General features: G+C 72.0%; 29 protein-coding genes and 1 tRNA gene. 9 read left to right on the top strand and 21 right to left on the bottom strand.

The features are described from left to right. Window positions 1–6: 6 nt before the first annotated feature. The gene (locus tag Tbon_RS07505; RefSeq protein ID WP_158067063.1) at window positions 7–1,275 is read right to left on the bottom strand and encodes a glycosyltransferase; all 1,269 of its coding nucleotides are present in this window, start codon (window positions 1,273–1,275) and stop codon (window positions 7–9) included. Window positions 1,276–1,328: 53 nt separating this feature from the next. On the opposite strand from Tbon_RS07505, the gene Tbon_RS07500 reads away from it, so the two are divergent. Beyond that, entirely contained in the window at window positions 1,329–2,879 is a 1,551-nt protein-coding gene (locus tag Tbon_RS07500; RefSeq protein WP_192497825.1) for a carbon-nitrogen hydrolase family protein, read from the top strand. A 9-nt stretch (window positions 2,880–2,888) separates the two neighbouring features. Here the strand turns inward: Tbon_RS07500 and Tbon_RS07495 are convergent, their stop codons facing one another. From Tbon_RS07495 to Tbon_RS07485, 3 genes are all read right to left on the bottom strand, one after another. Beyond that, on the bottom strand, window positions 2,889–3,764 hold the full coding sequence (locus tag Tbon_RS07495; RefSeq protein WP_158067061.1) for a LysM peptidoglycan-binding domain-containing protein: 876 nt from the start codon (window positions 3,762–3,764) through the stop codon (window positions 2,889–2,891). A gap of 69 nt (window positions 3,765–3,833) precedes the next feature. Further along, window positions 3,834–4,688: an SDR family NAD(P)-dependent oxidoreductase gene (locus Tbon_RS07490; protein WP_158067060.1), complete on the bottom strand. Its 855-nt coding sequence runs from the start codon at window positions 4,686–4,688 to the stop codon at window positions 3,834–3,836. A 99-nt stretch (window positions 4,689–4,787) separates the two neighbouring features. Continuing rightward, window positions 4,788–4,875, bottom strand: a tRNA-Ser gene (locus tag Tbon_RS07485). Between the two features lie 137 nt (window positions 4,876–5,012). On the opposite strand from Tbon_RS07485, the gene Tbon_RS07480 reads away from it, so the two are divergent. Beyond that, window positions 5,013–5,438 carry a hypothetical protein gene (locus Tbon_RS07480; protein ID WP_158067059.1) on the top strand — a complete coding sequence of 142 codons (426 nt, stop codon included), beginning with the start codon at window positions 5,013–5,015 and terminating at the stop codon, window positions 5,436–5,438. 45 nt (window positions 5,439–5,483) lie between these two features. Next, the gene (locus Tbon_RS07475) at window positions 5,484–6,209 is read left to right on the top strand and encodes a haloacid dehalogenase type II (RefSeq protein WP_158067058.1); all 726 of its coding nucleotides are present in this window, start codon (window positions 5,484–5,486) and stop codon (window positions 6,207–6,209) included. Between the two features lie 7 nt (window positions 6,210–6,216). Here Tbon_RS07475 and Tbon_RS07470 read toward each other — a convergent pair whose 3' ends face one another. From Tbon_RS07470 to Tbon_RS07435, 8 genes are all read right to left on the bottom strand, one after another. Next, window positions 6,217–7,431 (bottom strand): PD40 domain-containing protein, encoded by a 1,215-nt coding sequence (locus Tbon_RS07470; RefSeq protein WP_158067057.1) that lies wholly within the window; start codon window positions 7,429–7,431, stop codon window positions 6,217–6,219. Between the two features lie 124 nt (window positions 7,432–7,555). Beyond that, on the bottom strand, window positions 7,556–8,245 hold the full coding sequence (locus Tbon_RS07465) for a TIGR03943 family putative permease subunit (protein ID WP_158067056.1): 690 nt from the start codon (window positions 8,243–8,245) through the stop codon (window positions 7,556–7,558). Next, a complete protein-coding gene (locus Tbon_RS07460) occupies window positions 8,239–9,096 on the bottom strand; it encodes a permease (protein ID WP_192497824.1) in 858 nt (285 codons plus the stop codon). The genes Tbon_RS07465 and Tbon_RS07460 overlap by 7 nt, the downstream gene beginning before the upstream one ends. Window positions 9,097–9,279: 183 nt before the next feature. Further along, window positions 9,280–9,672: a LysM peptidoglycan-binding domain-containing protein gene (locus tag Tbon_RS14390; protein WP_158067054.1), complete on the bottom strand. Its 393-nt coding sequence runs from the start codon at window positions 9,670–9,672 to the stop codon at window positions 9,280–9,282. Between the two features lie 66 nt (window positions 9,673–9,738). Continuing rightward, on the bottom strand, window positions 9,739–10,113 hold the full coding sequence (locus Tbon_RS07450; protein ID WP_158067053.1) for a winged helix-turn-helix transcriptional regulator: 375 nt from the start codon (window positions 10,111–10,113) through the stop codon (window positions 9,739–9,741). 45 nt (window positions 10,114–10,158) lie between these two features. Next, the gene (locus tag Tbon_RS07445) at window positions 10,159–10,527 is read right to left on the bottom strand and encodes a response regulator (protein ID WP_158067052.1); all 369 of its coding nucleotides are present in this window, start codon (window positions 10,525–10,527) and stop codon (window positions 10,159–10,161) included. A gap of 66 nt (window positions 10,528–10,593) precedes the next feature. Next, window positions 10,594–11,172, bottom strand: coding sequence for a DinB family protein (locus Tbon_RS07440; protein WP_158067051.1), 579 nt, complete (start codon window positions 11,170–11,172; stop codon window positions 10,594–10,596). After that, window positions 11,169–12,071: an MBL fold metallo-hydrolase gene (locus Tbon_RS07435; protein ID WP_158067050.1), complete on the bottom strand. Its 903-nt coding sequence runs from the start codon at window positions 12,069–12,071 to the stop codon at window positions 11,169–11,171. The genes Tbon_RS07440 and Tbon_RS07435 overlap by 4 nt, the downstream gene beginning before the upstream one ends. Before the next feature lie 90 nt (window positions 12,072–12,161). On the opposite strand from Tbon_RS07435, the gene Tbon_RS07430 reads away from it, so the two are divergent. From Tbon_RS07430 to Tbon_RS07420, 3 genes are all read left to right on the top strand, one after another. Further along, the gene (locus tag Tbon_RS07430; RefSeq protein ID WP_158067049.1) at window positions 12,162–12,797 is read left to right on the top strand and encodes an HAD-IA family hydrolase; all 636 of its coding nucleotides are present in this window, start codon (window positions 12,162–12,164) and stop codon (window positions 12,795–12,797) included. A 33-nt stretch (window positions 12,798–12,830) separates the two neighbouring features. After that, on the top strand, window positions 12,831–13,685 hold the full coding sequence (locus Tbon_RS07425; protein ID WP_158067048.1) for an alpha/beta fold hydrolase: 855 nt from the start codon (window positions 12,831–12,833) through the stop codon (window positions 13,683–13,685). Between the two features lie 296 nt (window positions 13,686–13,981). Beyond that, window positions 13,982–14,860 carry a crotonase/enoyl-CoA hydratase family protein gene (locus tag Tbon_RS07420; RefSeq protein ID WP_158067047.1) on the top strand — a complete coding sequence of 293 codons (879 nt, stop codon included), beginning with the start codon at window positions 13,982–13,984 and terminating at the stop codon, window positions 14,858–14,860. A gap of 21 nt (window positions 14,861–14,881) precedes the next feature. Here the strand turns inward: Tbon_RS07420 and rsfS are convergent, their stop codons facing one another. Beyond that, a complete protein-coding gene (gene rsfS / locus Tbon_RS07415) occupies window positions 14,882–15,286 on the bottom strand; it encodes a ribosome silencing factor (protein WP_192497823.1) in 405 nt (134 codons plus the stop codon). On the opposite strand from rsfS, the gene mnmA reads away from it, so the two are divergent. Continuing rightward, entirely contained in the window at window positions 15,265–16,368 is a 1,104-nt protein-coding gene (mnmA, locus tag Tbon_RS07410; RefSeq protein ID WP_225734571.1) for a tRNA 2-thiouridine(34) synthase MnmA, read from the top strand. The two genes, rsfS and mnmA, sit on opposite strands and share 22 nt — an antisense overlap. 23 nt (window positions 16,369–16,391) lie before the next feature. Here the strand turns inward: mnmA and Tbon_RS07405 are convergent, their stop codons facing one another. From Tbon_RS07405 to tcuA, 3 genes are read right to left on the bottom strand one after another with little or no spacing between them, the layout of a single operon-like run. Next, the gene (locus Tbon_RS07405; protein WP_158067044.1) at window positions 16,392–16,697 is read right to left on the bottom strand and encodes a helix-turn-helix transcriptional regulator; all 306 of its coding nucleotides are present in this window, start codon (window positions 16,695–16,697) and stop codon (window positions 16,392–16,394) included. A 38-nt stretch (window positions 16,698–16,735) separates the two neighbouring features. Then, complete coding sequence (locus Tbon_RS07400; protein WP_158067043.1) at window positions 16,736–17,002, bottom strand: hypothetical protein; 267 nt, start codon at window positions 17,000–17,002, stop codon at window positions 16,736–16,738. A 43-nt stretch (window positions 17,003–17,045) separates the two neighbouring features. Then, window positions 17,046–18,476, bottom strand: a complete 1,431-nt coding sequence (gene tcuA / locus Tbon_RS07395; RefSeq protein ID WP_158067042.1) for an FAD-dependent tricarballylate dehydrogenase TcuA — start codon at window positions 18,474–18,476, stop codon at window positions 17,046–17,048. A 75-nt stretch (window positions 18,477–18,551) separates the two neighbouring features. On the opposite strand from tcuA, the gene Tbon_RS07390 reads away from it, so the two are divergent. Together Tbon_RS07390 and Tbon_RS07385 are read left to right on the top strand one after the other, a co-directional pair. Next, the gene (locus Tbon_RS07390) at window positions 18,552–18,770 is read left to right on the top strand and encodes a hypothetical protein (protein WP_158067041.1); all 219 of its coding nucleotides are present in this window, start codon (window positions 18,552–18,554) and stop codon (window positions 18,768–18,770) included. Between the two features lie 5 nt (window positions 18,771–18,775). After that, on the top strand, window positions 18,776–19,792 hold the full coding sequence (locus tag Tbon_RS07385; protein ID WP_158067040.1) for a GNAT family N-acetyltransferase: 1,017 nt from the start codon (window positions 18,776–18,778) through the stop codon (window positions 19,790–19,792). 3 nt (window positions 19,793–19,795) lie between these two features. Here the strand turns inward: Tbon_RS07385 and Tbon_RS07380 are convergent, their stop codons facing one another. The 5 genes from Tbon_RS07380 to Tbon_RS14500 all read right to left on the bottom strand — a co-directional run bounded on the left by Tbon_RS07380 (window position 19,796) and on the right by Tbon_RS14500 (window position 22,973). Then, window positions 19,796–20,554, bottom strand: a complete 759-nt coding sequence (locus tag Tbon_RS07380) for a class I SAM-dependent methyltransferase (protein WP_158067039.1) — start codon at window positions 20,552–20,554, stop codon at window positions 19,796–19,798. A 79-nt stretch (window positions 20,555–20,633) separates the two neighbouring features. Further along, on the bottom strand, window positions 20,634–20,900 hold the full coding sequence (locus Tbon_RS07375; protein ID WP_158067038.1) for a glutaredoxin family protein: 267 nt from the start codon (window positions 20,898–20,900) through the stop codon (window positions 20,634–20,636). A gap of 1 nt (window position 20,901) precedes the next feature. Further along, window positions 20,902–21,852 carry a prolipoprotein diacylglyceryl transferase gene (gene lgt, locus Tbon_RS07370; RefSeq protein WP_158067037.1) on the bottom strand — a complete coding sequence of 317 codons (951 nt, stop codon included), beginning with the start codon at window positions 21,850–21,852 and terminating at the stop codon, window positions 20,902–20,904. A gap of 81 nt (window positions 21,853–21,933) precedes the next feature. Further along, on the bottom strand, window positions 21,934–22,680 hold the full coding sequence (locus Tbon_RS07365; RefSeq protein WP_158067036.1) for a type 1 glutamine amidotransferase: 747 nt from the start codon (window positions 22,678–22,680) through the stop codon (window positions 21,934–21,936). Between the two features lie 47 nt (window positions 22,681–22,727). Beyond that, window positions 22,728–22,973, bottom strand: coding sequence for an RNA recognition motif domain-containing protein (locus Tbon_RS14500; protein ID WP_225734749.1), 246 nt, complete (start codon window positions 22,971–22,973; stop codon window positions 22,728–22,730). Window positions 22,974–23,005: the final 32 nt, after the last annotated feature.

The raw sequence follows: 23,005 nt of genomic DNA, 5'->3' as shown, positions 1-23,005 counted from the left end.
GGTGCGTCAGCTGCTGGCGATGATGGCGGCTTCCCAGGCTTCGGGGGCGATGGCGCGCGGGCGGGCGGCGCCGGGCGCGGCGAACCGTTCGCGGGCGGCATCGTAGACGTCGGCAATGCGGAGGCCGACGGTGCTCCAGCGGAACCGTTCGACGCTGGCGCGGGCGGCGCGGCCGAAGTTGGCGCGGAGCTCGGGGTTGGCGAGGAGGACATCGAGCTTTTCGGCGAACGGCTCGGGGCAGCGCCAGGGGATGAGGTAGCCGGTGACGCCATCGATGACGGTGGAGACCAGGCCACCCACGCGGGAGGCGACGACAGGGGTGCCGCAGGCCATGGCTTCGACGGCGACGAGGCCGAAGCTCTCGTAGAAGCTGGGCACGACGCAGACATCGGCGGCGCTGTAGTAGCGGGGAAGGGCGGCGTGGTCGACGGCGCCGGTGAACCGGACGCGGCCGGCGATGCCGAGGGCGCGGGCCTGGGCCTCGAGCTCGGCGCGAAGCGGCGCGGCGCGGTCGTCGCCGCCGACGATGAGGAGGAGGGCGTCGTTGCGTTCGAGGCCGGCGACGGCATCGAGGAGGATTTCGAGGCCCTTGAGCTTTTCGAGGCGGCCGACCCAGAGGAGGATGGGCCGGTCGAGGGGGAGGCCGAGGCTGGCGCGGGATTCGGCGCGGGGGAGGGGGCGGAAGAGGTCGAGGTCGATGCCGCAGGGGACGGTATGCATGCGGGCAGGGTCGGCGCCGTAGTACCGTTCGAGGAGCTGGCGTTCGTGGTCGCTGGCGGTGACGATGGCGGTGGCGCGGCGGGCGATGGTGCGTTCGTGGCGGATGCGGAGGGTGGGCTCGGCCTCGCCGAAGCGGGCGCGGTTCTTGACCTCGCCGAGGGTGTGGAACATGACGACGTGAGGGAGGCGGAGCTGGCGGGCGAGGATCGTGCCGGCCCAGCCGGACTGCCAGTAGTGGGAGTGGATGAGGTCGTAGCCGGGGCCGCTGAAGGCGAATGCGCGGAGGCCGCGGACGAACTCGGGGAGGTGGCGGACGATCGCTTCTTTTTCGATGGGTGCGGCCGGCCCGGCGGGGAGGCGGACGAGGCGGAGGCCGGGGGCGACGGGTTCGACGGGCGGGAGGTCGCCGTCGAGGCGGGTGAAGATATCGACTTCGTAGCCGAGGCGGGCGAGCTCCCGGGAGAGTTCGAGGACGTAGACGTTCATGCCGCCGGTCTCGCGGCCGCCGAGGGGCGCGAGGGGGCTGGTGTGGGCGGAGACCATTGCGATACGCATGCGGGTTCTATTGTGCCGGATTTGGGACCGCACGGGCTGGTATGCTTCGCAGCGTGGAACCGTTTCGGGTGGGACTGTGCCAGGTGCCGGCGTATCCGCTGGAGCGGGCGGAAGAGAACTGGACCGCGATCCTCGCGGCGCTCGATGAGGCCGGCCGCCAGGGCGCGCAGCTCGTGGGGCTGCCGGAGTGCTCCTACCCGGCCTACTACGTGCGCGACGAGCGCCCGTACGACCGGCCGGGGGTGCGCCCGTTTGCCGAGGTCTCGGCGGCGCTGGCCGCGAAGTGCCGGCAGTGGGGGTACTGGCTGGCCGCGGGGCTCGCCGTGCCGCACCCGGACGGCAGCCTGACCAACAGCGGGCTGGTGTTCGACCCCGCCGGCGAGATTCGCGGGCGGTACGACAAGAGTTTCCTCTGGCATTTCGATGCGCGCTGGTTCCGGCGAGGGCGGGAGTTCCCGGTGTGGGATGCGGGCTTCGCCCGGTTCGGCGTCCTCATCTGCGCGGACGCGCGCCAGCCGGAAGTGGCCCGGGCGCTGGCCGTCAACGGGGCGGAGGTGATCCTCGACCTGACCGCGTGGGTCGCGTGGGGACGGACGATGGCGGAGCTTTCGACCACGCAGTGCGAGTACCTGGTGCCGGTGCGGGCGTTCGAGAACGGCGTGTGGATTGCGGCGGCCGACCGGTACGGCCCGGAGGGCACGTCGCTGGTGTACGCCGGGCGGTCATCGGTGTACGACCCGGAGGGGGTGACGCGGTTCTGCGCGCCGGCCGATGTGGGGACCACGGTGGTGTTCGAGATCGAGCCGATGCGCGTCGAGCGCCCCGCACGCCGTCCCGGGCTGTACCGGCGACTGACCGAGCCGACGGCGTCACTGCCGGTGATGGAGCTGCTGGGGCAGGCGGTGGTGCCGCCGGCGGAGAGCCGGCGGGTCGCGGTGGTGCCCTCGCGGCCGGCGTTCGACCCCGAGGCGGTGCTGGCAGCCTACCTGGACCAGCGGGAGCAGGATGCAGACCTGGTGGTCATCGGCGGGGCGCCGGCGGCGGAGGGCTGGGAGGCGGCGCTGCCCCGGCTGGAGGCGGCCGTCCGGGAGCGCGGCGGGAGCGTGCTCTTCGGCGTTGCCGGCGACGGCGGGCGGCCGCGGCAGACGGCGGTGCTCGTGCACCCGGGCGGGATAGTGGTGCACGAGGCATCGCACGGGCGGGGGATCGCGACGGGCGAGACGCTGCCGCCGGTGGTGGCAACCCCTGCGGGGCGGGTCGGCATCCTCTGCGGGGAGGAGGGGTACGTGCCGGAGGTGGCGCGCATCTTGATGCTCGAGGGCGCGGAGGTGCTGGCCTGGACGCACTTCGCGGATGCGCCGATGACGGAGCAGGTGGCCCGGGCGCGGAGCGACGAGAACCGGGTCTACACCGCGGTCGCGGGGCCGGAGACCGGGATCATCGTGGCGCCGCACGGGGCGCCGATGACGATTGCCCCGCGGGGGAGCGGGCTGGCGATGGCGGCCCAGGTGAACCCGGCGATGACGCGCTGGAAGGACATGGCGCCGGGCACGAATGCGCTGACCGACCGGATCCCGGAGGCGTACGGGGTCCTGACGGCGTAGGGCCGGCGGTCAGTCGTCGAAGCCGGACGCAATCGCGAGGACGTTGGCGACGTACTGGAGCGTTTCGTCGAAGATGCCGAACTGCTCGATGCTCCACCAGCCCTGGTAGTAGAAGGCGAGCGCGATTTTGAGGTCGCCGCCGGCCTGCCAGAGCATGTGGGCGAAGACCGCGGCGCCGAGGCGGATGTTGTCGGCGGGCTCGGTGCGCCAGTTGACGGCGCCGGGAGCGAGGTATTCGAGGCCCCACTCGGCGGTGGCGGGCATGAGCTGCATGATGCCGACGGCGCCTGCAGGGCTGACCATCGCCTGGTTCCAGCCGCTCTCGAGCCAGGCGAGCCCGAGAAGGACGGACGGCGGGATGCCGTATTCGGCGGCGGCCGCGCGGAGGAGCGCCTCGATGGCGGGGCGGGAGACGGCGGGGTCCGCGGGCGCGCGGGTGGGCGCGGGGATCACGAGCAGCTGGCCCGCGAAGATGCGGTCGTGGTCGTCGATGCCGTTCGCCTCGGCGACGGCGTGGACCGTGGTGCCATGGGCGAGGGCGATGGAGGAGAGGGTATCGCCGGGTTCGACGACGTAGCTGCGGGCGGCCGGAGGGGCAACGGCGCCGCCGGGCGGGGGGACGGCGGGCGACGATTCGGCGATGGTGAGCAGCTGGCCGGCGAAGATGAGATCGGGGTTGGCGATGCCGTTGGCGGCGGCGAGGGCGTCGACATCGACGCCGTAGCGCAGGGCGATGGCGGAGAGGGTTTCGCCGGGCTGGACTTCGTGGGTGCGGGCGCTGGCGACGGCGAGTGGCGCAGCAGCGGCCGCCGCCAGCATCGCGAGGAGGATGCGGCGGAGGAACGGCGCCCGGTTCGCCGCCGCGGGCGGGGTGTGCGGCAGCATGGGCCGTTGATACTGCCGCAACCGTTATGGCGAATGCAAGGGGCCGATGGGCCGCAGCCGGCAGGGCGGCTACCGGAGGGGACCGGTCGCGACGGGGTTCGTGCGGTTGATGACGCCCTCGAAGCGCTGCCTGACCGCCTGCCAGATGTAGTCCTGCATCGGGAAGATGTAGAAGGTGTCGTTCTTGATGGCGTCGACCACCTGCGCGGCGACCTCTTCGGGCGGGAAGCCCTGGCGGAGGAGGGATTCGACGACGGCGCGGCGCTGGCGGGCTTCTGCGGGGAGGTCGGCGGTGCGGGCGGGGCCGAACTCGGCGGGGCGGTTCCGCTCGGCATCGAGGATCTGGGTGTTGACCCAGCCCGGGCAGAGGACGGAGGCGGAGAGCTTCAGGTTCATGAGCCGGAACTGCTTGTAGAGCCCCTCGGTGAGGCAGACGACGGCGTGCTTGGAGATGGAGTAGGCATCGGCGCCGGTGAGGAGGCCGGCAGCCGAGGCGGTGTTCACGATGTGGCCCTCTTCGCCGCCGGCGATCATGCGGGGAACGAAGGCGCGGATGCCGCGGAGGACGCCGTGGAAGTTGACACCGAACACCCAGTCGAAGTCGGCCTGGGGAGCTTCCCAGATGGGAACGCCGGCACCGCCGGAGACGCCGGCGTTATTGCAGAGGATGTGGACGGCGCCGAAGGCCCGGTAGGCGGCATCGGCGAGGGCCTCGACGTCGGCGTCGGCGAGGACGTTGGTGCGGACGGCGAGGGTCCGGGCGCCCTTCTGGCGGAGGCCGGCTTCGGCGATGGCGAGAGGCTCGGCTTCGATGTCGGCGAGGACGACGGCGGCGCCCTCCTCAGCGAAGCGGGTGGCGAGGGCGAGGCCGATGCCGCTCGCGGCCCCGGTGACGACGGCGACTTTTCCCGCCAGGTCCTGCATGGTCGAATCTCCTTCGGGTTTGGCGAAGGAATCTACGGGAGCTGGACGGGGGGCACAAGCGGAAGCGGGGAAGGGGCCGGGAAGCGGGAAGGGATGACGTGGCGGAGAGGGTGGGATTCGAACCCACGGTACCTTGCGGTACACACGCTTTCCAGGCGTGCCTGATCGTCCACTCCAGCACCTCTCCGCGGGGGGCAGGCGGTGAACCCAATGCTCCATGGTAACAGGTTCGGCGGTGTGCGCTGGCCGGCGCGGGCGGGGGCGTGCGTTTACCGGGCGGTTACCGGGTAGCAATTTTCACGGGGAGCGGGCATGATGCGAGGCATGGCAGGCAAAGCCCCGCTCCTGCTGGCTGCGTTCCTGTTCGGCATCGGGGCGAGCGGCCTCCTGATTCTTTCGTTCGCCGACCGGGCGGCGTGGGGTCCGTTCCGGCCCACCGTGCAGCCGCAGCCGCCCCAGCGGGTCATCGTCATCGACGTTGGCGCGCCGGTCACGGCGCCCTCGCTCGAAGGGCTGCTGGCGGGCGGCGCCGGGAGCGCTGCCGAGTCGCTCGCAGCCGAACCGGCGCAGGTGCTGCCGGCGGGCGGCGACGCGGGGGCGGCGAGCCAGCCGTCGGCAACGCCGACGCCCGTGCCGCCGATCCGCATCCACGGGGTGGCGGCCGAAGACGGCGTTTCGGCGGCCGGTGCGACGCCGACCCCGCCGCCGCCGGTGCGCATCGTCAACGTGGCGGCCGGCGATGGCGAGTAGAACGGCTTCGCCGGGAATGCAGGCCTTCGGGTAGACTTTCGGGCCATGGCACTCCGGGACGTGCGCGCGCTGGTGTTCGACGTCTTCGGCACGGTGGTCAACTGGCGGTCGTCGGTCATCCGGGAGCTGGAGGCGGCAGGTGCACGGTACGGCGTTTCGGCCGACTGGGGCGCGTTCGCCGACGCGTGGCGGTACGAGGGGTATCTCGGCGGCATCGCGAAGGTGAACCGGGGCGAGTGGCCGTTCATGACGACCGATGCGCTGCACCGGCGGAAGCTGGACGAGCTGCTGCCGCAGTACGGGCTCGGCGGCATGCCGGAGGCGGAGCGGGAGGACCTGAACCGGGCATGGCACCGGCTCGACCCGTGGCCGGACAGCGTGCCGGGGCTGTGGCGGCTGAAGCAGCGGTACGTCATTTCGACGCTCTCGAACGGGAACGTGGCGCTGCTGGTGCACATGGCGAAGCGGGCAGGGCTGCCGTGGGACTGCGTGCTCGGTGCGGATGCGCTCGGGGCATTCAAGCCGAAGCCGGAGGCGTACCTTGCGGGGGCGCGGCTGCTTGGGTACGCGCCGGGGCAGGTGATGCTGGTGGCCGCCCACAAGGCCGACCTGAAGGCCGCGCAGGCTGCGGGACTGCGGGCGGCGTTCATCCCCCGGCCGAAGGAGGCGGGGCCGAACGTGCAGCCCGACCTCGAGCCGGAGCCGTCGTTCGACATTACGGCGCGGGACTTCCTCGAGCTGGCACGGTTGCTGGAGGAGCAGACGGCGTAGCGGCCGGTCAGGGGAGCCAGCGGGGGAGGTCGCCGCCGACTGCGAGCGGGGTGCGGTCGCCGGATTCGAGGTCGAGGGTGATGGTGGTGAACTGCTGCGCCGTTTGGACGGTGTAGACGATGGAGCGGCCGCCGGGGGCGAGGTCCCAGTGGAGGACGAGGTCCGTGCCGGCAGCGAGGTTGATGGCGCGGAGCTGGCGGCCGTCGCGGACGGATTCGAAGACGAGGTCGGTGCCGGTGCGCTGGGGACCGATGACGCGGCGGAGGGTGGCGACCGTCTCGCTGTCGAGGAAGCGGGGAGCAGAGCGGATTTCGCCTTCCCTGCCGAGGACGAGGTCGACGGCGGCATCGAGGCTCACGACGCGCACGGGCTGCGGCGGAGTGGCTCCGGCCGCTGTCCGGGGCACGCTTTCGAAGGCGACGATGCGGGAGTCGGGCGACCAGGCGGCGGCGCCCCCGCGCGGCTGGCCGAGGTCGCGGCGCTCCTGTGTGGCGAGGTTGACGACGATGAGGCGGGCATCGCTCGGCGAGATATAGGCAAGGTGCTGGCCATCGGGCGACCACGACGGGTAGAGGGAGGGGAGGCCTTCGGGGTCGAGGGTGGCGACGAATTCGCCGGAGAGGCGGACAAGCCAGGCGCGGGGCACGCCTTCGCCCCCGACGGGGAGGGCATCGCGGCGGACGACGGCGAGGGTCGCGCCATCGGGCGACCAGGCGACGCCGCCGACGTTGATGGCGGGGTCGAAGACGAGGGATGTGGCCGCGCCGTCGCTCACCCGGACGAGGGCGAGGCTGCCGCGGCCGTCAGGGCCCGCGGTGACAACGGCGACCTGGGCGCCGTCGGGCGAGACGGCGAAGTCGATGATGCGCGGGGCGCGGGCGAGGACGCGGGGCTCCTGGCCGGCCCGGAGTTCGACGAGGCGCTCTTCGGTCCGGCCGGGTGCAACCTGCACGACGGCGACGCCGGGTTCGCGGACGGTGAAGCGGTGTTCGAACGGCTCGCGGAGGGGTTCGGCGCGGCGGCCGAGCGTGCCGGGCGCTAGGCGGATGCGGTACTCGCCGGGTTCGAGCGGGCCGGCGGGCACGAAGACGAGCGTCCGGCCGCGCCAGCGGACGGTGCCCTCGAGCGGGGGGTCGAAGGCGAGGGCGGCTTCGACGGCGGCGCGGTCGGGTTCGCGGTCGAAGGCGAGGGTGATTTCGCGGAGGGTGACGGGCGCGGGCACGGCGGCGTCGGGGGATGCGAGGACGACGCGGATGCGGCGCTGGTCGCCGAGGAGGAGGACCGCCAGCAGGATGCCGAGGGCGACCGCGGTGACGGCGCCGAGGGCGGCGAGGGCGGGGCGTTCGTCACGGATAAATGTACGGATTTTGGGGTGCCTCGATGGGGGCTACGCTCGCGGCGAGGACGATGGGGGCGCCGTCGGGGCCGATGCCGACGCGGCCGGTGACGCGGACCCACTGGTCGTTGGCGAGCGTGCTGGCGTCCTTCCAAAGGACGGGGAGGGTGAAGCCCTGCGCATCGGCGATGCAGCAGGCGACGACGAAGCGGGCGACGCGCAACCGTTCGGGCGGGTCGCCCTCGCGGCGGTAGACGAAGCCGATGACGTCGACGGGCTGGCCGGCGATGGCCGCGGGGTCGGCGGTTTCGAACTCATAGGCCCACTGGTAGATGTTGCGGCGGGCGGGGTCGGCGGCGCTGGCCGAGGCGCTGAACTGGCGGGCGGCGGCAGCGGAGAGGTCGAGGCTGGCCGAGGCGAGCGGGCGCGGTTCGAAGGCGGCGGCGATGACGAGCGGCAGGCCGATGGCTGCGGCGGCGACAGACCCGGCAGCGGAGGGCCTGCGCCAGCGGGCCAGGCCGTCACGCAGAGCGACGGGGATGGTGAGCGCGGCAGCGGCCAGCAGCAGGACTGCAGTGGCGGCGAGGATGGGCACGTACCACCCCTGGACGAGGTTGCGGGCGGTGCCGTCGGCGAGGCGCCAGGCGATGAGGAGGCCGAGCGCGGCGGCGGCGAGGGCGTAGTCGGCGTCTCTCACCATGCGCGGAGCTCCGCGACGGCGGCGCCGACGAAGGCGACCTGGGCGCAGATGACGACGAGGACCGCGACGGCCGGGCCGGAGAAGAGGCGCAGGTACATCGGGATGGACTTGAGGTTGACGAGCGGCCCGAAGACGAGGAAGGCGAGCGCGGGCCCGAGGCCGATGGCGCCGCCCAGACCGGCGACGACGAATGCATCGACGCTGGAGCAGATGCTCAGGAGGAAGGCGAGGAACATGAGGGCGGCGATGGAGAGGAAGACGCCGCTGGCGGAGAGGAAATCCTCCTGGCTGGCGAAGACCTGGATGGCGGCGGCGAGGGCAGCGCCGATGACGAGGTACTGGAAGAGCTCGAAGAACTCCTCAAGGACGCGCGGGGCCCAGGCGGCGGGGCCGGCGGGGGGCCGGGGACCGGCTTCGGCAGGGAATTCGGTTTCGAGCGGGAGGGCGATGTCGCGGCGGAAGCGCGAGACGACCAGCGCGACGGCAACGGCGGCGAGGACGGTGAGGCCGAGCCGGAGGGCGACGAGTTCGGCATCGCGGAAGGCGAGCCAGGTGGTGACGATGACGATCGGGTTGATGACGGGTGCGGCGACGAGGAAGGCGAGGGCGAACTCGCGGCGGCCGGCGAGCGCGAGGCGGTGGGCGAGGGGGCGGTTGCCGCAGTCGCACATGGGGAGGATGAGGCCGGCGCCTGCGCCGGCGGCGATGCTGGCGGCGGGGCTGCGGAAGGCGGCAGAGGCGAGGATGCGCTCGACGGCCGGGCCCGCAACGACGGAGACGATGACGCCGGCGAGGAGGAACGGCGTGGCCTCGAGCAGGAGGGCGAGGAAGATGTTGGCGAAGTCGCTCACGGGGACATGGTAGGGGAGGGAGCAGGGAGCGGGGAGCGGGGAGCAGGGAGGAGGGAGCCCCGCCCGGCCGCTCCTCCCCGCCGAGGGAGGAGGGAGCGGGGAGGAGGGAGCGAGTGTGATGCGGGCGGCTGACCGGTCAGGCTCAAGGCTTCGAGCGGGGGCCGGGTTGGCGGGGCGGCGGGGTCAGGGGGTGGGGGTCGCGGTTGGGGAGGGGGAAGGAGCGGTGCCGGGTTTGGGGATACGGAGCTCCTGGCCGGGGAAGATCAGGTCGGGGTCGGCGAGGGCGTTGGCGGCAACGAGGTCGGCGATGGTGAGTCCGAACCGCTCGGCGATGGCGCCGAGGGTGTCGCCCTCCTGGACCGTGTAGGTGTCGGGGACCGGCGACGGCGTCGGGCTGGCGGTCCCGGCGGCTGCCGGCGTGGCGGCGGGCGAGGCGCCGCCCGGGGCGGTAGCGGCGGCCCGGGTGCCGGCGGCGGTCGGTTCGCCGAAGGGGTTGCCGCCCGGCCCGCCGCCGCCTCCGCCGCATGCGGCCGCGAGGAACGCGGCCAGGGCGACGCCGGCGAGCATCGTGCGCATCGAACCCTCCTGTGGGCCCCCGCGACGAAGCCTAAGCAATTCCGTGATGGGCTGTAAACCGGGCGCTCAGCCGGCGGGATCGCCGGGCCCGATGCCGTGGGCCGCCGGGTCGAACCAGCGCGCGGTCCAGGCATCGATGGCGGCGACAATCCGCTCGAGTTCGCGGCCCTTTTCGGTCAGGCGGTACTCGATGCGGACGGGGTGCTCGGGGTAGACCGTGCGGCTGACGATGCCCTCGGCTTCGAGTTCGCGGAGCCGCTCGGCGAGGAGGCGGTCCGAGAGGCCGGGGATGGCGGCCAGGATGGCGGAGAAGCGGCAGGAGCCGGCGAGGAGCGAACGGATGATGGCGCCGGTCCAGCGGCGGCCGATGAGCTCGACGGTGTGCTGGAAGGCCGGGCAGTAGGGGCTGACGTCGACGACGCCGTGCGTTTCGGTGCTCACGTTCTCAGGATACCACCCGGGGGGAGGCTGGTTCGCGCAGGCGCACTAGGGCCCGGCGAGCCGTTCGAGGAGGCTGTGGAGGGTCTCGAGGTCGAACGGCTTGGCGATGAAGTGGCGACCCTGCCCGGCGAGGTCGTCGCGGGGGAAGCCGCTCATGAGGGCGACCGGGGTGCCGGGGGCGACTGCCTCGATTTCGCGGAGGGCCGCCTCACCGCCCATGCCGGGCATGGTGAGGTCGAGGAGGATGCAGGCGAACCGTTCGCCGGCGCGGAGGTGGGCGAGACCCTCTTCAGCGGTGGGGACGGCGACGGTTTCGAACTGCCAGAGCGCGAGCGCGCGGGTGAGCATGCTGCGGACGGCGGCTTCGTCGTCGATCACGAGGATGCGGCGGACAGGCGTTTCTTCGCCGGTCATACGGTCGATGTTAGACCCGGCGTGAAAGGATTTCTAGCTGCGTTTCGGTAAATTCCTGAAATGGCGTCAGGAGGTCATGCCACCGAGGCCGACGAGGGCGCGGCCATGCTCGACTTCGCCCATGTGGCGGAGGCCGTGCTGGTAGACGAAGCACTCGAGCACGTCGAGGCGGCGGAGGGGCGCACCGGGACCGATGACGAGGGCGCAGAAGATGTTCTGCATGTTGGGCGGGAGCTGCGGCAGGACGACCTCGGCGAGGCGGGCGGCGGTGAGGGTTTCGAGGACGCGGGTGGTGCGGGCGATGACCCCGGACTGGTACGCCTTCCATGCGTCGAGGTCGCCGAAGCGCTGGTGCTCCATCTGCTCGACGGTTTCCTCGCGGCCGAGGGCATCGACAGTGACGCCGACCTTTGCCGCCCAGCCGCCCTGCTGCCAGAGCGGGGGTTCGCCGAGGAAGATGGCGCTGATCGACTGGTCCTGCGAGCGGATGTAGTGGCTGAAGCTGAAGGCGATGGGAAGGACGCCGGCGCGCTCGTGGTGGTTGAGCTGCTCGAGGGTCATGTCGCTGATGGCGCGCTCCCAGAGGGTGTTCATGGCGCGGATACGGTTGCGAAGGGAGGCGACGAACATCTCGTCATGGCTCATGCGGGGGCTCCGGGAACGGGGATGCGTTCGGTATCGCGGGCAACGCGGATGGGGCCGCGGAAGCGCTCGGCCATGCCTGCGATGAAGCGGTCGAGTTCGGGGCCGCTGTTGGGGACGGGCGGGATGAGGTGATTGAGGACAAGCTGGCGGACACCGGCCTGCTGCGCGAGCCGGGCGACATCGCTCACGTCGATGTGGTAGCTGGGGACGTCCTCGAAGAGGGAGGCCTGCAGGTCGCGGCCGATGGCGCGGAGGGCGGCGATCCGCTCGTTGAGCATGGGGGTGTTGAGCGCTTCGCAGACGAGCATATCGGCGCCCTCCGCGGCATGGAGGAGGCTTTCGCAGAAGGAGGTATCGCCGGAAAGAACGGCGGTCCGGCCATCGAAGCGGGCACGGTAGCCGAAGGCCGGGACAACGGGGAAGTGGTCGACTTCGAACCGTTCGAGCACGAGGCCGTCGCGTTCGAAGAAGGGCGCGGGACGGGCCGAGGGGGAGATTTCGGTGACTTCGACGACGATGCCGTCGGGGTGGAGCTTGTCGCCGTGGTGGGCGAGGCGGAAGCCGATATCGCGCCGGAGGGCGTGGAGGAAGCCTTCGACCATCTCGCCGGTGCCCTCGGGGCCGTAGACGCGGAGCGGCACGCGTGCGCCGGACGTCCAGCGGAGGAAGAGGAAGTCCGGGAAGTCGGTGATGTGGTCGGTGTGCATGTGGGTGAAGACGGCGGTATCGATGGCGGAGGGCATGATGCCGGAAGCGAGAATCCGGCGGGCGGCGCCCCAGCCGCAGTCGACGAGGATGTGCTGGCCGGCGGCGACGATGACGTGCCCGCAGCCGCAGCGGTCGGGGCTGGGAAGCGGGCTGCCGGTGCCGAGGAAGACGATATCGAACGGCTGGGGCATGCGACCTCCCGGTCCGCAGGAGCGGCCGGCGAAGGATAGCAGGGATCGCGGAGAACGGCTCCTTGCGGCCGGGCTCCGTACAATTTGGCCATGAGCCGTTTTCGCGCAGCGATTTTCGATATCGGCGGGGTGCTGACGCACTCGCCGGTGACCCGCATCAAGGAGTTCTGCCGGGAGCACGGGATCCCCGACGAGGTGCGCGTGGCAATTTTCGCGCCGGAGGACGGGCCGTGGTCGCGGTTCGAACGGAGCGAGATTCCGCCTGAGGGGTTCGCGGAGCTGTTCGACCGGCACATCGCCGGGATCGACACGCAGGCCACAGGGAAGTACTTCCTCGAGTGGTTCTTCCAGGGGTTCGGCGAGCGGCCGGAGATGGTGGCGGTGGTGCGCCACCTGCGCGGAAAGGTGAAGCTGGGCAGCATCACGAACAACGTGGCGCGCGACGAGCCGGCCCAGCGGCGGACGAGCGGCATCGACGTGCACAGCCTGTTCGATGTGGTGGTCGAATCGGCGATTGTGGGGGTGCGGAAGCCAGAGCCGCGGATTTACCAGATCGCGTGCGAGCAGCTCGGCATCGAGCCGCCGGAGGCGGTCTTCCTCGACGACCTCGGGGCGAACCTGAAGGGGGCGAAGGCGCTGGGGATGCACACGATCAAGGTCGACGAGACGACCCGGGCGATCGATGAGCTGGAGGAGGCGCTGGGCATTCCGCTGCCGCGCCTGTAGACGGGACGGGGCGCCGGGCGGCACGATGCGGGCATGGAGCCCGTCTCGCGCTGGTACACCTCGCAGCGGCTGAAGCTGCACTACCTGACCTGGGGCGACGAGTCGAAGCCGCCGCTCATCCTCATCCACGGCACGCGCGACCACGCCCGCTCGTGGGACCGCGTGGCGCAGGCACTGGTGGACCGGTTCTGCGTGTATGCGCCGGACCTGCGCGGGCACGGCGATTCGGACTGGGCGATCGGCGGGAACTACTCCATCATCGATTACGCGCTGGATATCCACGCGCTGGGGGAGGCGATCGGGCGGGCGCCGTACGTGATCATCGGGCACAGCCTCGGGGGCGGGGTAGCGCTCCAGTACGCGGGCGCGTTCCCGGAGAAGGTGCGGAAGCTGGTGACGATCGAAGGGCTGGGCGGGCTCGGCTGGCAGCGGGAGCGGCGCCCGGCGCACCGGCGGATGCGGCAGTGGGTGGAGAGCATGCGCGAGCTGGAGCGGCGCCAGCTGAGGACCTACCCGACGCTCGAGGACGCGACACGGCGGATGCAGGAGGCGAACCGGCACCTTTCGCCGGAGCTGGCGCGGCACCTGACGGAGCACGGCGTGCGCGCGACGGAGGCGGGCTATACGTGGAAGTTCGACAACTACACGCACGCGGGGTCGCCGTACGAGTTCAACATGGAGGACGCCCGGGACCTCTGGAACCAGATCCGCTGTCCGATGCTGATCATCTGGGGGCGGGAGAGCTGGGGGACGCGCCCGGGCGGGCCGCCCGACCTTTCGGCGTTCCACGACTACCGGGCGGTGGAGGTGGAGGGTGCGGGGCACTGGGTGCACCACGACCAGTTCGAGCGGTTCATGGAGCTGGTGAACGAGTTCCTCGAGGAGTAGGGAGGAGGGAGCCCAGCCCCGGCCGCTCCGCTGCCCCAGGGAGGAGGGAGGAGGGAGCACCGCCCCGGCCCGGCGCCGCCGCCCCGAGGGAGGAGGGAGCACCGCCCGGCCCGGCGCCGCCGCCCCAGGGAGCGGGGAGCGGGGGGCCGCTCCGCCGGGCTGCGGCCTCCAGGCTCCAGCCCCGGGGCGGTGAGGCGGGCGGGTTGGGAACAGCTTCAGGCTCCTCCCTCGGTGGGGAGGAAGGGAGAGACGGGGCTCCCTCATCCCTCATCCCGCATCGGTGTATGCTCGCGGGCATGGCTGAACCGGTGCTGTATGAGGAACGGGATGGCATCGCCATCGTGACGCTGAACCGGCCCGAGAAGCTGAATACGCTGAACGAGGCCGTGATCCAGGGGATTGCCGACGCGATCGAGCGGGCGACGGCGTCGGCGGCGGTTTCGGCGATTGTGCTGCGCGGGGCCGGGCGGGTCTTCACGGCAGGGTACGACCTGAATCCCGGGGCAGATGGGGTGCCCTGGCCGCGGCGGTTCGATGCCCCGCACCCGGAGCCGCGCCCGGGCGCGTGGGACCCGGTCCGCGATTTGCAGTTCATGGGCCACAACATGCGGCGGTTCATGACGCTCTGGGAGTGCCCGAAGCCGGTCATCGCCCAGGTGCACGGCTACGCGCTGGGCGGGGGCACGGACCTGCTGCTCTGCGCCGACCTGATCTTCATGGCGGAGGACGCGATCATCGGCTACCCGCCGTCGCGCATTTACGGGACGCCGACCACGATGCTCTGGGTGTACCGGCTGGGGCTGGAGCACGCGAAGCAGTTCCTGCTCTCGGGCGACCAGATCGATGCGGCGACGGCCTACCGGATTGGGCTCGTTTCGCACGTCTACCCGGCGGAGGAGCTGAGCGAGCGGACGGAGGCGTACGCGCGGCGGTTCCGGAACATCCCGGCGAACCAGCTGGCGCTGAACAAGCTGCTCATCAACCAGGCGTTCGAAAACATGGGGCTGCGAACGACGCAGCTGCTGGGGACGCTGTTCGACGGCATCACGCGGCACACCGAGGAGGCGCTGCGGTGGGTCGAGAGTTTCCGGGAGCTTGGGTTCCGGGAGACGATCCGGCGGAGGGATGCGCCGTTCGGCGATTACGGCGAGCGGCCGCGCGAGGGGCGGGGCTGAGCAGCGCCCGCGGCGGCGGGCTCAGTCGGCGAAGCGGACGACCGGGGAGGTTCGGCCCCAGAGCTCTTCGAGGCGGTAGTAGGCGCGCTGGTCGGCGGTGAAGAGGTGGACGATGATGTCGCCGAAGTCGAGGAGGACCCAGCCGCTTTCGGGTGAGCCTTCGCGGTGGCGGAGGAAGATGCCTTCGGGCGCGAGGTCGCGTTCGAGGTACTCGACGAGGGCGGCGAACTGGAGTGGCGACTGGGCCGTGGCGATGACAAAGTAGTAGGTGAAGGTCGCGGTCCGCGAGATGTCGATGAGCGCGATATCGAGCGCTTTGTGCTCGGAGAGGACATCGACGGCGCGTTGCGCGAGGGTCTCGGGACTCAGACGCGAACTCCTGCCCGCCGCTGCGGGCGAAAGGAATGGTATCACAGCCGATGGCACGTCCCCGGGTTGTGGTCGGGATGTCGGGCGGAGTGGACAGCTCCGTGGCGGCAGCGCTGCTCGCCGAGCAGGGCTACGAGGTGGTGGGCGTGACGATGCGGTTGTGGACGGAGGAGCGGCCGGAGGAGTACCGGGGGCATCAGCAGTGCTGCAGCATCGAGGATATCGACGATGCGCGGCGGGTGGCCGGGCAGCTGGGAATCCGCCACTACGTGATGAACTTCGAGCGGGAGTTCCGGGAGCACGTGGTGGACCGGTTCGTGCGGGAGTATGCGCAGGGGCGGACGCCGAACCCGTGCGTGCGCTGCAATGAGCACATCAAGTACCGGGCGCTGCTGGAGCGGCTCCCGGCGCTGGACGCCGAATTCGTGGCGACCGGGCACTACGCGCGGGTGGTCTTCGATGCGGCGAACGGGCGGTACCGGCTGCTGCGGGGCATCGACCCGGCGAAGGACCAGTCGTACGTGCTGTACATGCTGGGGCAGGAGCAGCTGCGGCGGCTGCTGCTGCCGGTCGGCGGGCTGACGAAGGCGGAGGTACGGGCGCACGCGGCCCGGCTCGGGCTGGATGTGGCCGCGAAGCCGGACAGCGTGGAGATCTGCTTCGTGCCGGGGAACGACTACCGGGCGTTCGTGGAGGCGCGGGTGCAGCAGGAGCCGGGCGAACTGCTCGACGAGAGCGGCGCGGTCATCGGGCGGCACCGGGGGATTGCGGCCTACACGATCGGGCAGCGGCGGGGGCTGGGCGTGGCGGCCGGGGAGCCGCGGTATGTGACGGGGATCGACGCCGAGCGGAACGTTGTCGTGATCGGTCCGGAGGAGGCGCTCTTCGCTGATATGGCCGAGGCAGCGGAGGTGACGTGGGTAGCGGGGGAGGCGCCGGCCCCGGGCGAGCGGCTGGAGGCGAAGGCGCGCTACCGGGCGGAGCCTGCGCCGGCGGAGCTGGTGGAGGCGGGCCCGGGCCGGGCGGTGGTGCGGTTCGAGCGGCGGCAGCGGGCGCTCACGCCGGGGCAGGCGATCGCGTTCTACCGCGGCGACGAGGTGCTCGGCGGGGGGACGATCGAGCGCGCCTGGCGGAGCTGAAGCGGGGCGAGTGAACGGCCGGCTCAGCTGGCTGTCTCGGAGCGGCCGGTCAGCGGCTCGATGAGACGGAAGAGCTCGCCGACGGGGTGCGCCTGCTCGACCGGGTGGCGGAGCGGCATCTCGGGGTGGACCTGGTAGATGTTGCGGCGGCCGACGCGCCTGCGGGTGATGTAGCCGGCTTCGATGAGGTCGGCGACGATGCGCTGGGCGGCCCGCTCGGTGATCCCGACGCGCTCGGCGATATCGCGGAGGCGGATGCCGGGGTCGTTGGCGATGCAGAGGAGCACGTGGCCGTGGTTGGTGAGGAAGGTCCAGCCCGGGGCGCCCATTGCGGCGTAGCGTAGCCGGGCGCGGCCCGGCGGGAAAGTCAGGCGGCGCGGCGGTGCTGGACGGAGCGGAGCTGTTCGCGGAGGAGTGCGGTGGCGGCGAGGGCCTCAATGGCGGCCTGCTTCTTCTCTGCGCGGCGCCTGGCCCGGCGGGCGAGGCGGGAGGCGACTTCGGCGATGACGGCGAAGAAGGCGGCGCCGGTCCAGGCGAGGGGCGGCTCGAGGACCTCACGCCAGCCGGCAGCGATGCAGGCGGCGGCGAGGAGAAGCGCCGGGGCGCAGACGGCCCAGTTCCAGACGTGCCTCATGCCTGGAATATCGGCGGGAGGATGGGCCGCGAACAGGGCGGGGTCAGGCGCCGCGGGCGCGGCCAGCGGCGTGCGCGCCGGCGATCCGGCCGAAGACGCAGCCGCGGATGACGGAGGTGGCGCCGGGGTAGTTGTCGTAGAAGAACTCGCCCATCGGTTCGCCGGCGGCGTAAAGGCCGGGCAGGGGCTGGCCGCGGGTGTCGATGACGCGGGCGGAGGTATCGCACTTGAGGCCGCCGAAGGTGAAGGTGATGCCGCCAGTGACGGGGATGGCGAGGTAGGGCGGCGCGTCGATAGGGAGGGCCCAGTTGCTCTTCGGCGGGTGGATGCCGAGGGTGCGTTTGCCGTCGAGGCGGTCGAGGTCGTACTCACCGGGCTGGACGGCGGCGTTGAAGGCGGCGACGGTTTCGAGGAAGGTCTCGGCCGGGACGTCCATCTGCCGGGCGAGGCCTTCGAGGGTGTCGGACTGGAGCGGCGGGCCGACGGGGCGCCAGGCGCGGGCGAACTCCTCCCGCTGGAAGGCCTTCTGGTCGAAAATGCACCAGGCTTGGCCGCCGGCCTGTTCGACGATGTGCTTGGAGAATTTGACGTAGGTGTGGTCGCGGAAGTCTTCGCCTTCGTCGAGGAAGCGGCGGCCCTCGCGGTTGACGAAGATGCCCATCTGGTAGTTGTAGAGGGCGGTGACGCCGCATTCGATGCGGGGGGAGCGGGCATCGAGGACGGCGGAATGGTAATCGCCCCACTGGCCGGCGGGCTGGGCGCCGGCGGCGATGGCCATCATCAGCCCTTCGCCGGTGTTGTAGCGGCTGCCGCGGAGGATGAGGGCATCGGCGAAGCGGCCGAGGTAGCGGACGCGCATCTCGACGTTGGCCTGGAAGCCGCCGCAGGCGAGGATGGTGCCGCCGCGGGCGTGGAGGTCGATGAGGCCTTCGGGGCCGCGGGCGCGAACGCCGGCGATGCCGCCGCCGGGCGCGAGGAGGAGGTCGACGGCGGCGGTTTCATAGCTGACGATGCCGCCGAGGCCTTCGAGGCGGCGGTAGAGGAGGTCGACGAGGCCCTGCCCGCCAGCCCTGGGGCTGCGGCGGTAGCCGGCGGTATGGGGGTAGCCGGCCTCCCATTCGAGGCCGAGGGCGGTGAGCCACTCGGCGGCGGCGCGGGCGTTGTCGCAGAGGGTGCGGATGAGGGCCGGGTTGGCGCGGCCGCGGGAGATGCGGAGCAGGTCGTCGAACATGTCGTCGGCCGTGTAGTCGCGCGGGCCGTAGGCGTCGGCTTCGTGGGGGAAGCGCATCTGGGCATCGGCGAAGCGGGTATTGCCGCCGCGATGTTCGCGCGGGGCTTTTTCGATGAGGATGACCGCGGCGCCATGCTGGCGGGCTTCGAGGGCGGCGGAAAGGCCGGCGATGCCGCCGCCGACGACGAGGACGTCGGTTTCGTAGACGGCAGCGGCGCCGGGCGACCCGGCCGGGAGCGGCATGGGCGGGAGGGTAGCGCGGCGGAGCGCGCGCGCCAAGGGGGCGCACGGCGGGCCGGGGCGGTACAGTTGTCGGCGATGATTGAACACGGTGAACCGCTGCGGCTTGCTGCCCGCTGCCTCTACCTGCAGATGACGATGGGGGACCACCGCCGGGGGCAGGGGCTGATCAATATCTGCCGGCACATCGTCCGGGACGGCAGGGAGTGCGTGGGGCCGTTCCTCGATGAGACCGAGACGACGTGCGGGCTGTGGGAGGAGCGGCCGCGGCCGGGCGCCTCCGGGCTGCGCGGGTAGCGAGGATGGACGAGCCGGAGGCTGCAGGGCCCGCGCCGCTGCCGCTGATTACGGCGGAGGAGTTCGAGGCGCTGGCGCCGGAGTGGGAGGCGCTGGCGCGGGACGCGCCGGGGGCGACACCGTTCCACCTGCCGGGCTGGCACCGGGCGTGGCTGCGCGTCTTCCGGCCGGCGGGCGAGGCGGTGTTTCTCTCGATCCGGCGCGAGGAGCGGCTCATCGGGGCGGCGGCGCTCGACCTTTCGCCGGCGGGCGCGCGGGAGCTGGGCGACCCGGAGGTGCGCGACTACGGGGGGCCGCTCGCGCTGCCGGGCGAGGCGGAGGCGGTGGCGGCCGGCATCCTCGAGTGGCTCCGGGAGGACTTCACGGGACGGCTCGAGCTGTGGGGCATCGCGGCCGACGGGCCGTGGCCGGCGGCGTTCGCGCGGGCAGCCGAGCAGTACGGGTGGACGTTCGCGGCCGAGCCGGAGGCGGTCTGCCCGGGGGTCGACCTGCCGGGAACGTTCGATACGTACCTTGCGGGGCTGGGGAAGCACGACCGGCACGAGCTGCGGCGGAAGCTGCGGAACTTCGCGGCGGCGGGCGAGGCCGGCTTTGCGCGGCTCACGGGGGCCGATGCCGCGGAGGCGCTGCCGCTCCTGTTTGCGCTGATGCGGGCGAGCCGGGAGGACAAGGCGGCGTTCCTGACGGCGGAGATGGAGGCGTTCTTCGGCGCGCTGGCGGCGGAGTTCGGCGGGCGGGGGATGCTGTCGCTGGGCGTGACACGGCTGGACGGCCGGCCGGCGGCGGTCACGCTGGCGTTCGAGGACGGGCAGACGGCGTACCTCTACAACAGCGGCTACGACCCGGCGTTTGCGCCGCTGGCGGCGGGGCTGGTGAGCAAGGCGTGGACGCTGCGCGACGCGCTGGAGCGGGGGCTGCGGCGGTTTGACTTCCTGCGGGGGAGCGAGGAGTACAAGCGGCGGCTCGGCGGGGCTCCCCGCGAGGTGCTGCGCCTGCGGCTGGAGGACCGGGCGGGGCGGTAGGGCTCAGGCGGGGCGGACGGCGCGGATGACGGCGATGGGCTGGGAGAAGCCCCACGGGTCGTCGCGGATTTCGAACTGGGCGCGGATGGCGGGCGGCGCCTCGTCGAGGAGGCGCCGGATCACGCCGACTTTCTCGGCCGGGGTGCGCTGGCGTGCGACCCAGTCGGCGCCGTCGAGGGCGAGGACCATGCGGAAGACCATCTGGGCTTCGAAGCCGGCGGCGCGGAGCAGGCGGAGCCACTCGGAGCCGCGGCAGTCGCGCACGTGGGAGGGGTCGCGGAGGAACTCGATCGTGTTGAGGAAGGTATCGGCGGCGGCGTCTTCGGGGGCGATGGTATCGGCGATGATGAACCGGCCGCCGGGGCGGAGCACGCGCCACGTCTCGCGGATGACGCGGGGGAGGTCGGGGAAGTGGTGGGCAGCCACGCGGCAGGTCACGACGTCGAAAGCGGCATCGGGGAAGGGGAGGCGGGCGGCATCGCCGAGTTCGAAGGTGATATTGTCGATGCGGCGGCTGGCGGCGAGTTCAGCGGCGGCGGCGAGCATCTCAGGGGTGATATCGAGGGCGACGACGGCCGCGGCGTGGCGGGCGCAGGCCATGGCGGTGTGGCCGGCGCCGGTGCCGAGGTCGAGCACGGTCTCGGCGCCGGTGAGAGCGGCGGCCTCGACGATGACGGGGAGGTCGGGGCCCGCGGCGTGGTAGGAGAAGGCGGCGTAGGCGTGTGCGGCAGGCCCGAACTGGTCCTGGACGTTGCCGGCCATGGGTGCACCCCCGGGGATGGTGGCTCCATGGTGGCAGGGCGGGGGCGGGGTGTCGAACGGGTCAGCTGGCGGCCGGTTCTCAGCGGGCCGGGGACTCGAGGAGGGCTTCGAGTTCGGCGCGGAGGGCCGCCTCGGCGATGGGCGCCCGGGCGATGATGCGGCCGTCGGCTTCGATGACGGGTATCTCGAGGAAGTACCGGGCTTCGAGGGCAGGGTCGCTGGAGATGTCGACGGCGGTGACGGCGATGGGGAGCTCGCGGGCGAGGCGGGCAAGGATCGCTTCGGCGCGGTCGCAGAGGCCGCAGCCCGGGGCCCGGTAGAGCGTGACGGCGAGGAGGCCGGGCATCTCAGGCGCGGGAGGGCTCGGCTTCGGCGGCGCCGCCCTGGGGCGGGGCGATGTCGTCGGGGAGGCGGCCCCAGACGCGGAGCGCGTACTCGGGGGTGATGGGGCCGGGCTTCTTGTACAGGATGCCAGCGGCGATCACTGCGATCCCGAGGGTGATGGCCGCGGTCAGCTGGGGCACGGGGATGCCGGCGAAGGTCTGCTCATCGATGCGGAAGTAGGAGAGGAAGAAGCGCATGATGCCGTACATGGCGACGTAGGAGCAGAAGACCCAGCCCGGCACCTTGATGACGCGGTAGCAGACGAAGAGGAGGATGCCGAGGATGATGAAGTCGCCGAGGAGCTCGTAGCCGCCGGCGACGGGGTGGACGGCGTAGGTATCGAGCGGGCGGAGCGGGTTGTTCGGGTCCTGGTGGAGGAGGTTGTACTGGTACTGGGGGCTGTCGGGGTGGAGGTACTTGACGCCCCAGGGGAGGTCGGTGCGCTTGGCGATGTGCTCGCCGTTGATGAGGTCGCCGATGCGGCCGATGCCCTGGCCGAGGATCATGCCGGGGGCGGCGGCATCGAGGCCGATGCCGATCGGCCATTTGTGCCAGATGGCGTAAATGAGGCCGCCGAGGACGCCGCCGAGGAGGCCGCCGTAGAGGGTGATGCCGCCTTCGGTGATGCCGAAGACGATGCCCGGGAGGTCGTGCTGGAAGCGGTCCCAGTGTTCGATGACGTAGAAGAGGCGGGCGCCGACGATGGCGCAGGGGACGCCGACGAGGGCGATCTCCTGGGCGACTTCGACGGGGATGCCGTCGCGCTTCGCCAGCCAGACGGAGAGGGTGACGCCGGCGAGGATGCCGACGGCGGTGAAGAGCCCGTGCCAGGTGAGGGTGAAGGGCCCGAATTTGGCCATGACCGGGTTGATATCGATGGTGATGGCGAGGAAGAGGGTGGAGATGGCGCCCATAGCTGGGGGAAAGGGTAGCGCCGCGGGGCCGGACGCGATAGTTCCGGGTTGGGCGGCGGCGCCGGGCGGGAAAGCAGAGGTTCAGACCGGACTGCGGGCGCGGGCGAGGGCGGTGCGGAGGGCGGCTTCGTGGGCGCGGCGTTCGGGGGCATCGTCGAGCGGGGGGAGCTCGACCGACGGGCCGTACCGGCGGCGGAGGGCGGCGAGGATGAGCGCGTCGGCGAGGGCGGGGTTTTTCGGCAGGACACTGCCGTGGAGGTAGGTGCCGATGGCGTTCTTCCGGCGGGCGCCTTCGGTGCGGTCTTCGGCGTTGTTGCCGCGGCCGAGGCGGACGGTGCCGAGCGGCTCCTGCCCGGGGGCAAGGTAGGTGCGGCCGCCGTGGTTTTCGAAGCCGACCACCTCGCCGAAGGGGGTTTCGACGACGATGTCGCCGATGCAGCGGTCGGCGACGGGGCCGGGGTGGCGCGTCTCCGCGTCGAAGACGCCGATGCCGGGGATGACGCTGCCGTCGTGGTCGACGTAGCGATGGCCGAAGAGCTGGTAGCCGCCGCAGACGGCGAGCACGGGCAGGCCTGCATCGACCGCGTCGCGGAGGGCGGGGCCGCGCCGGAGGAGGTCGGGGGCGATGCGCCGCTGCTCGCGGTCCTGCCCGCCGCCGACGAGGACGATGTCGACCTCGCCGGGGTCGAGGGGGTCGCCGATGTTGACGGGGAGGATGGTGCAGGCGATGCCGCGCCGCTGGCAGCGGGCGCGGAGGGCGATGGCGTTGCCGCGGTCTCCGTAGAGGTTCATCACCTCGGGGTAGAGGTGGGCGACGCGGAGTTCCACAGGGAGAGGGTAGCAGGCTTCGGGGGTGCCGGGTGCGAGGCCGTGGGCTACTCGCCGGCGTGGGCCGGGCGGACGATGAGCACCCGCCCGTGGAGGAAGCTGCCGTTGAGGGCTGCGGCGGCGGCCGCGGCGGCGGCCGGGTCATCGAATTCGACGAGGGCGTAGCCGCGGGAGAGGCCGGTGGCAGGGTCGAGGACGAGCTGCGGCGCCGCGAAGGGGCCGAAGGGGGCGAGGAGGGCGGCGAGCTCCTCGGCAGTCGTGAGGTAGCTGAGGTTGCCGAGATAGAGGTGCAGAGGAGGGACCTTTCGCGGGGGGGGGGCGCCCG

The sequence above is a fragment of the Tepidiforma bonchosmolovskayae genome (genome assembly GCF_008838325.1).
Classification (GTDB): Bacteria; Chloroflexota; Dehalococcoidia; order Tepidiformales; family Tepidiformaceae; genus Tepidiforma; species Tepidiforma bonchosmolovskayae.
The sequence above is the reverse complement of the archived record's forward strand: the minus strand, read 5'-3'. Positions and strand labels throughout refer to the sequence as shown.

Coding starts and splice junctions, on each gene's coding strand:
- Tbon_RS07480 (WP_158067059.1), top strand. CDS start 5,013: ATGGCAGGCAAAGCCCCGCTCCTGCTGGCTGCGTTCCTGTTCGGCATC.
- Tbon_RS07405 (WP_158067044.1), bottom strand. CDS start 16,697: ATGGGCGCCCCGGGCTGGACCTTCCTCACCAACCACGGCCACGTGCTC.
- lgt (WP_158067037.1), bottom strand. CDS start 21,852: ATGGGCGCCATCTCCACCCTCTTCCTCGCCATCACCATCGATATCAAC.
- tcuA (WP_158067042.1), bottom strand. CDS start 18,476: ATGCCGCTCCCGGCCGGGTCGCCCGGCGCCGCTGCCGTCTACGAAACC.
- Tbon_RS07440 (WP_158067051.1), bottom strand. CDS start 11,172: ATGAGCCATGACGAGATGTTCGTCGCCTCCCTTCGCAACCGTATCCGC.
- Tbon_RS07425 (WP_158067048.1), top strand. CDS start 12,831: ATGGAGCCCGTCTCGCGCTGGTACACCTCGCAGCGGCTGAAGCTGCAC.
- Tbon_RS07385 (WP_158067040.1), top strand. CDS start 18,776: ATGGACGAGCCGGAGGCTGCAGGGCCCGCGCCGCTGCCGCTGATTACG.
- Tbon_RS07475 (WP_158067058.1), top strand. CDS start 5,484: ATGGCACTCCGGGACGTGCGCGCGCTGGTGTTCGACGTCTTCGGCACG.
- Tbon_RS07375 (WP_158067038.1), bottom strand. CDS start 20,900: ATGCCCGGCCTCCTCGCCGTCACGCTCTACCGGGCCCCGGGCTGCGGC.
- Tbon_RS07420 (WP_158067047.1), top strand. CDS start 13,982: ATGGCTGAACCGGTGCTGTATGAGGAACGGGATGGCATCGCCATCGTG.
- Tbon_RS07445 (WP_158067052.1), bottom strand. CDS start 10,527: ATGACCGGCGAAGAAACGCCTGTCCGCCGCATCCTCGTGATCGACGAC.
- Tbon_RS07435 (WP_158067050.1), bottom strand. CDS start 12,071: ATGCCCCAGCCGTTCGATATCGTCTTCCTCGGCACCGGCAGCCCGCTT.
- Tbon_RS07495 (WP_158067061.1), bottom strand. CDS start 3,764: ATGCTGCCGCACACCCCGCCCGCGGCGGCGAACCGGGCGCCGTTCCTC.
- Tbon_RS07465 (WP_158067056.1), bottom strand. CDS start 8,245: ATGGTGAGAGACGCCGACTACGCCCTCGCCGCCGCCGCGCTCGGCCTC.
- mnmA (WP_225734571.1), top strand. CDS start 15,265: ATGGTATCACAGCCGATGGCACGTCCCCGGGTTGTGGTCGGGATGTCG.
- Tbon_RS07380 (WP_158067039.1), bottom strand. CDS start 20,554: ATGGCCGGCAACGTCCAGGACCAGTTCGGGCCTGCCGCACACGCCTAC.
- Tbon_RS07400 (WP_158067043.1), bottom strand. CDS start 17,002: ATGAGGCACGTCTGGAACTGGGCCGTCTGCGCCCCGGCGCTTCTCCTC.
- Tbon_RS07390 (WP_158067041.1), top strand. CDS start 18,552: ATGATTGAACACGGTGAACCGCTGCGGCTTGCTGCCCGCTGCCTCTAC.
- Tbon_RS07430 (WP_158067049.1), top strand. CDS start 12,162: ATGAGCCGTTTTCGCGCAGCGATTTTCGATATCGGCGGGGTGCTGACG.
- Tbon_RS14390 (WP_158067054.1), bottom strand. CDS start 9,672: ATGCGCACGATGCTCGCCGGCGTCGCCCTGGCCGCGTTCCTCGCGGCC.
- Tbon_RS07505 (WP_158067063.1), bottom strand. CDS start 1,275: ATGCGTATCGCAATGGTCTCCGCCCACACCAGCCCCCTCGCGCCCCTC.
- Tbon_RS07490 (WP_158067060.1), bottom strand. CDS start 4,688: ATGCAGGACCTGGCGGGAAAAGTCGCCGTCGTCACCGGGGCCGCGAGC.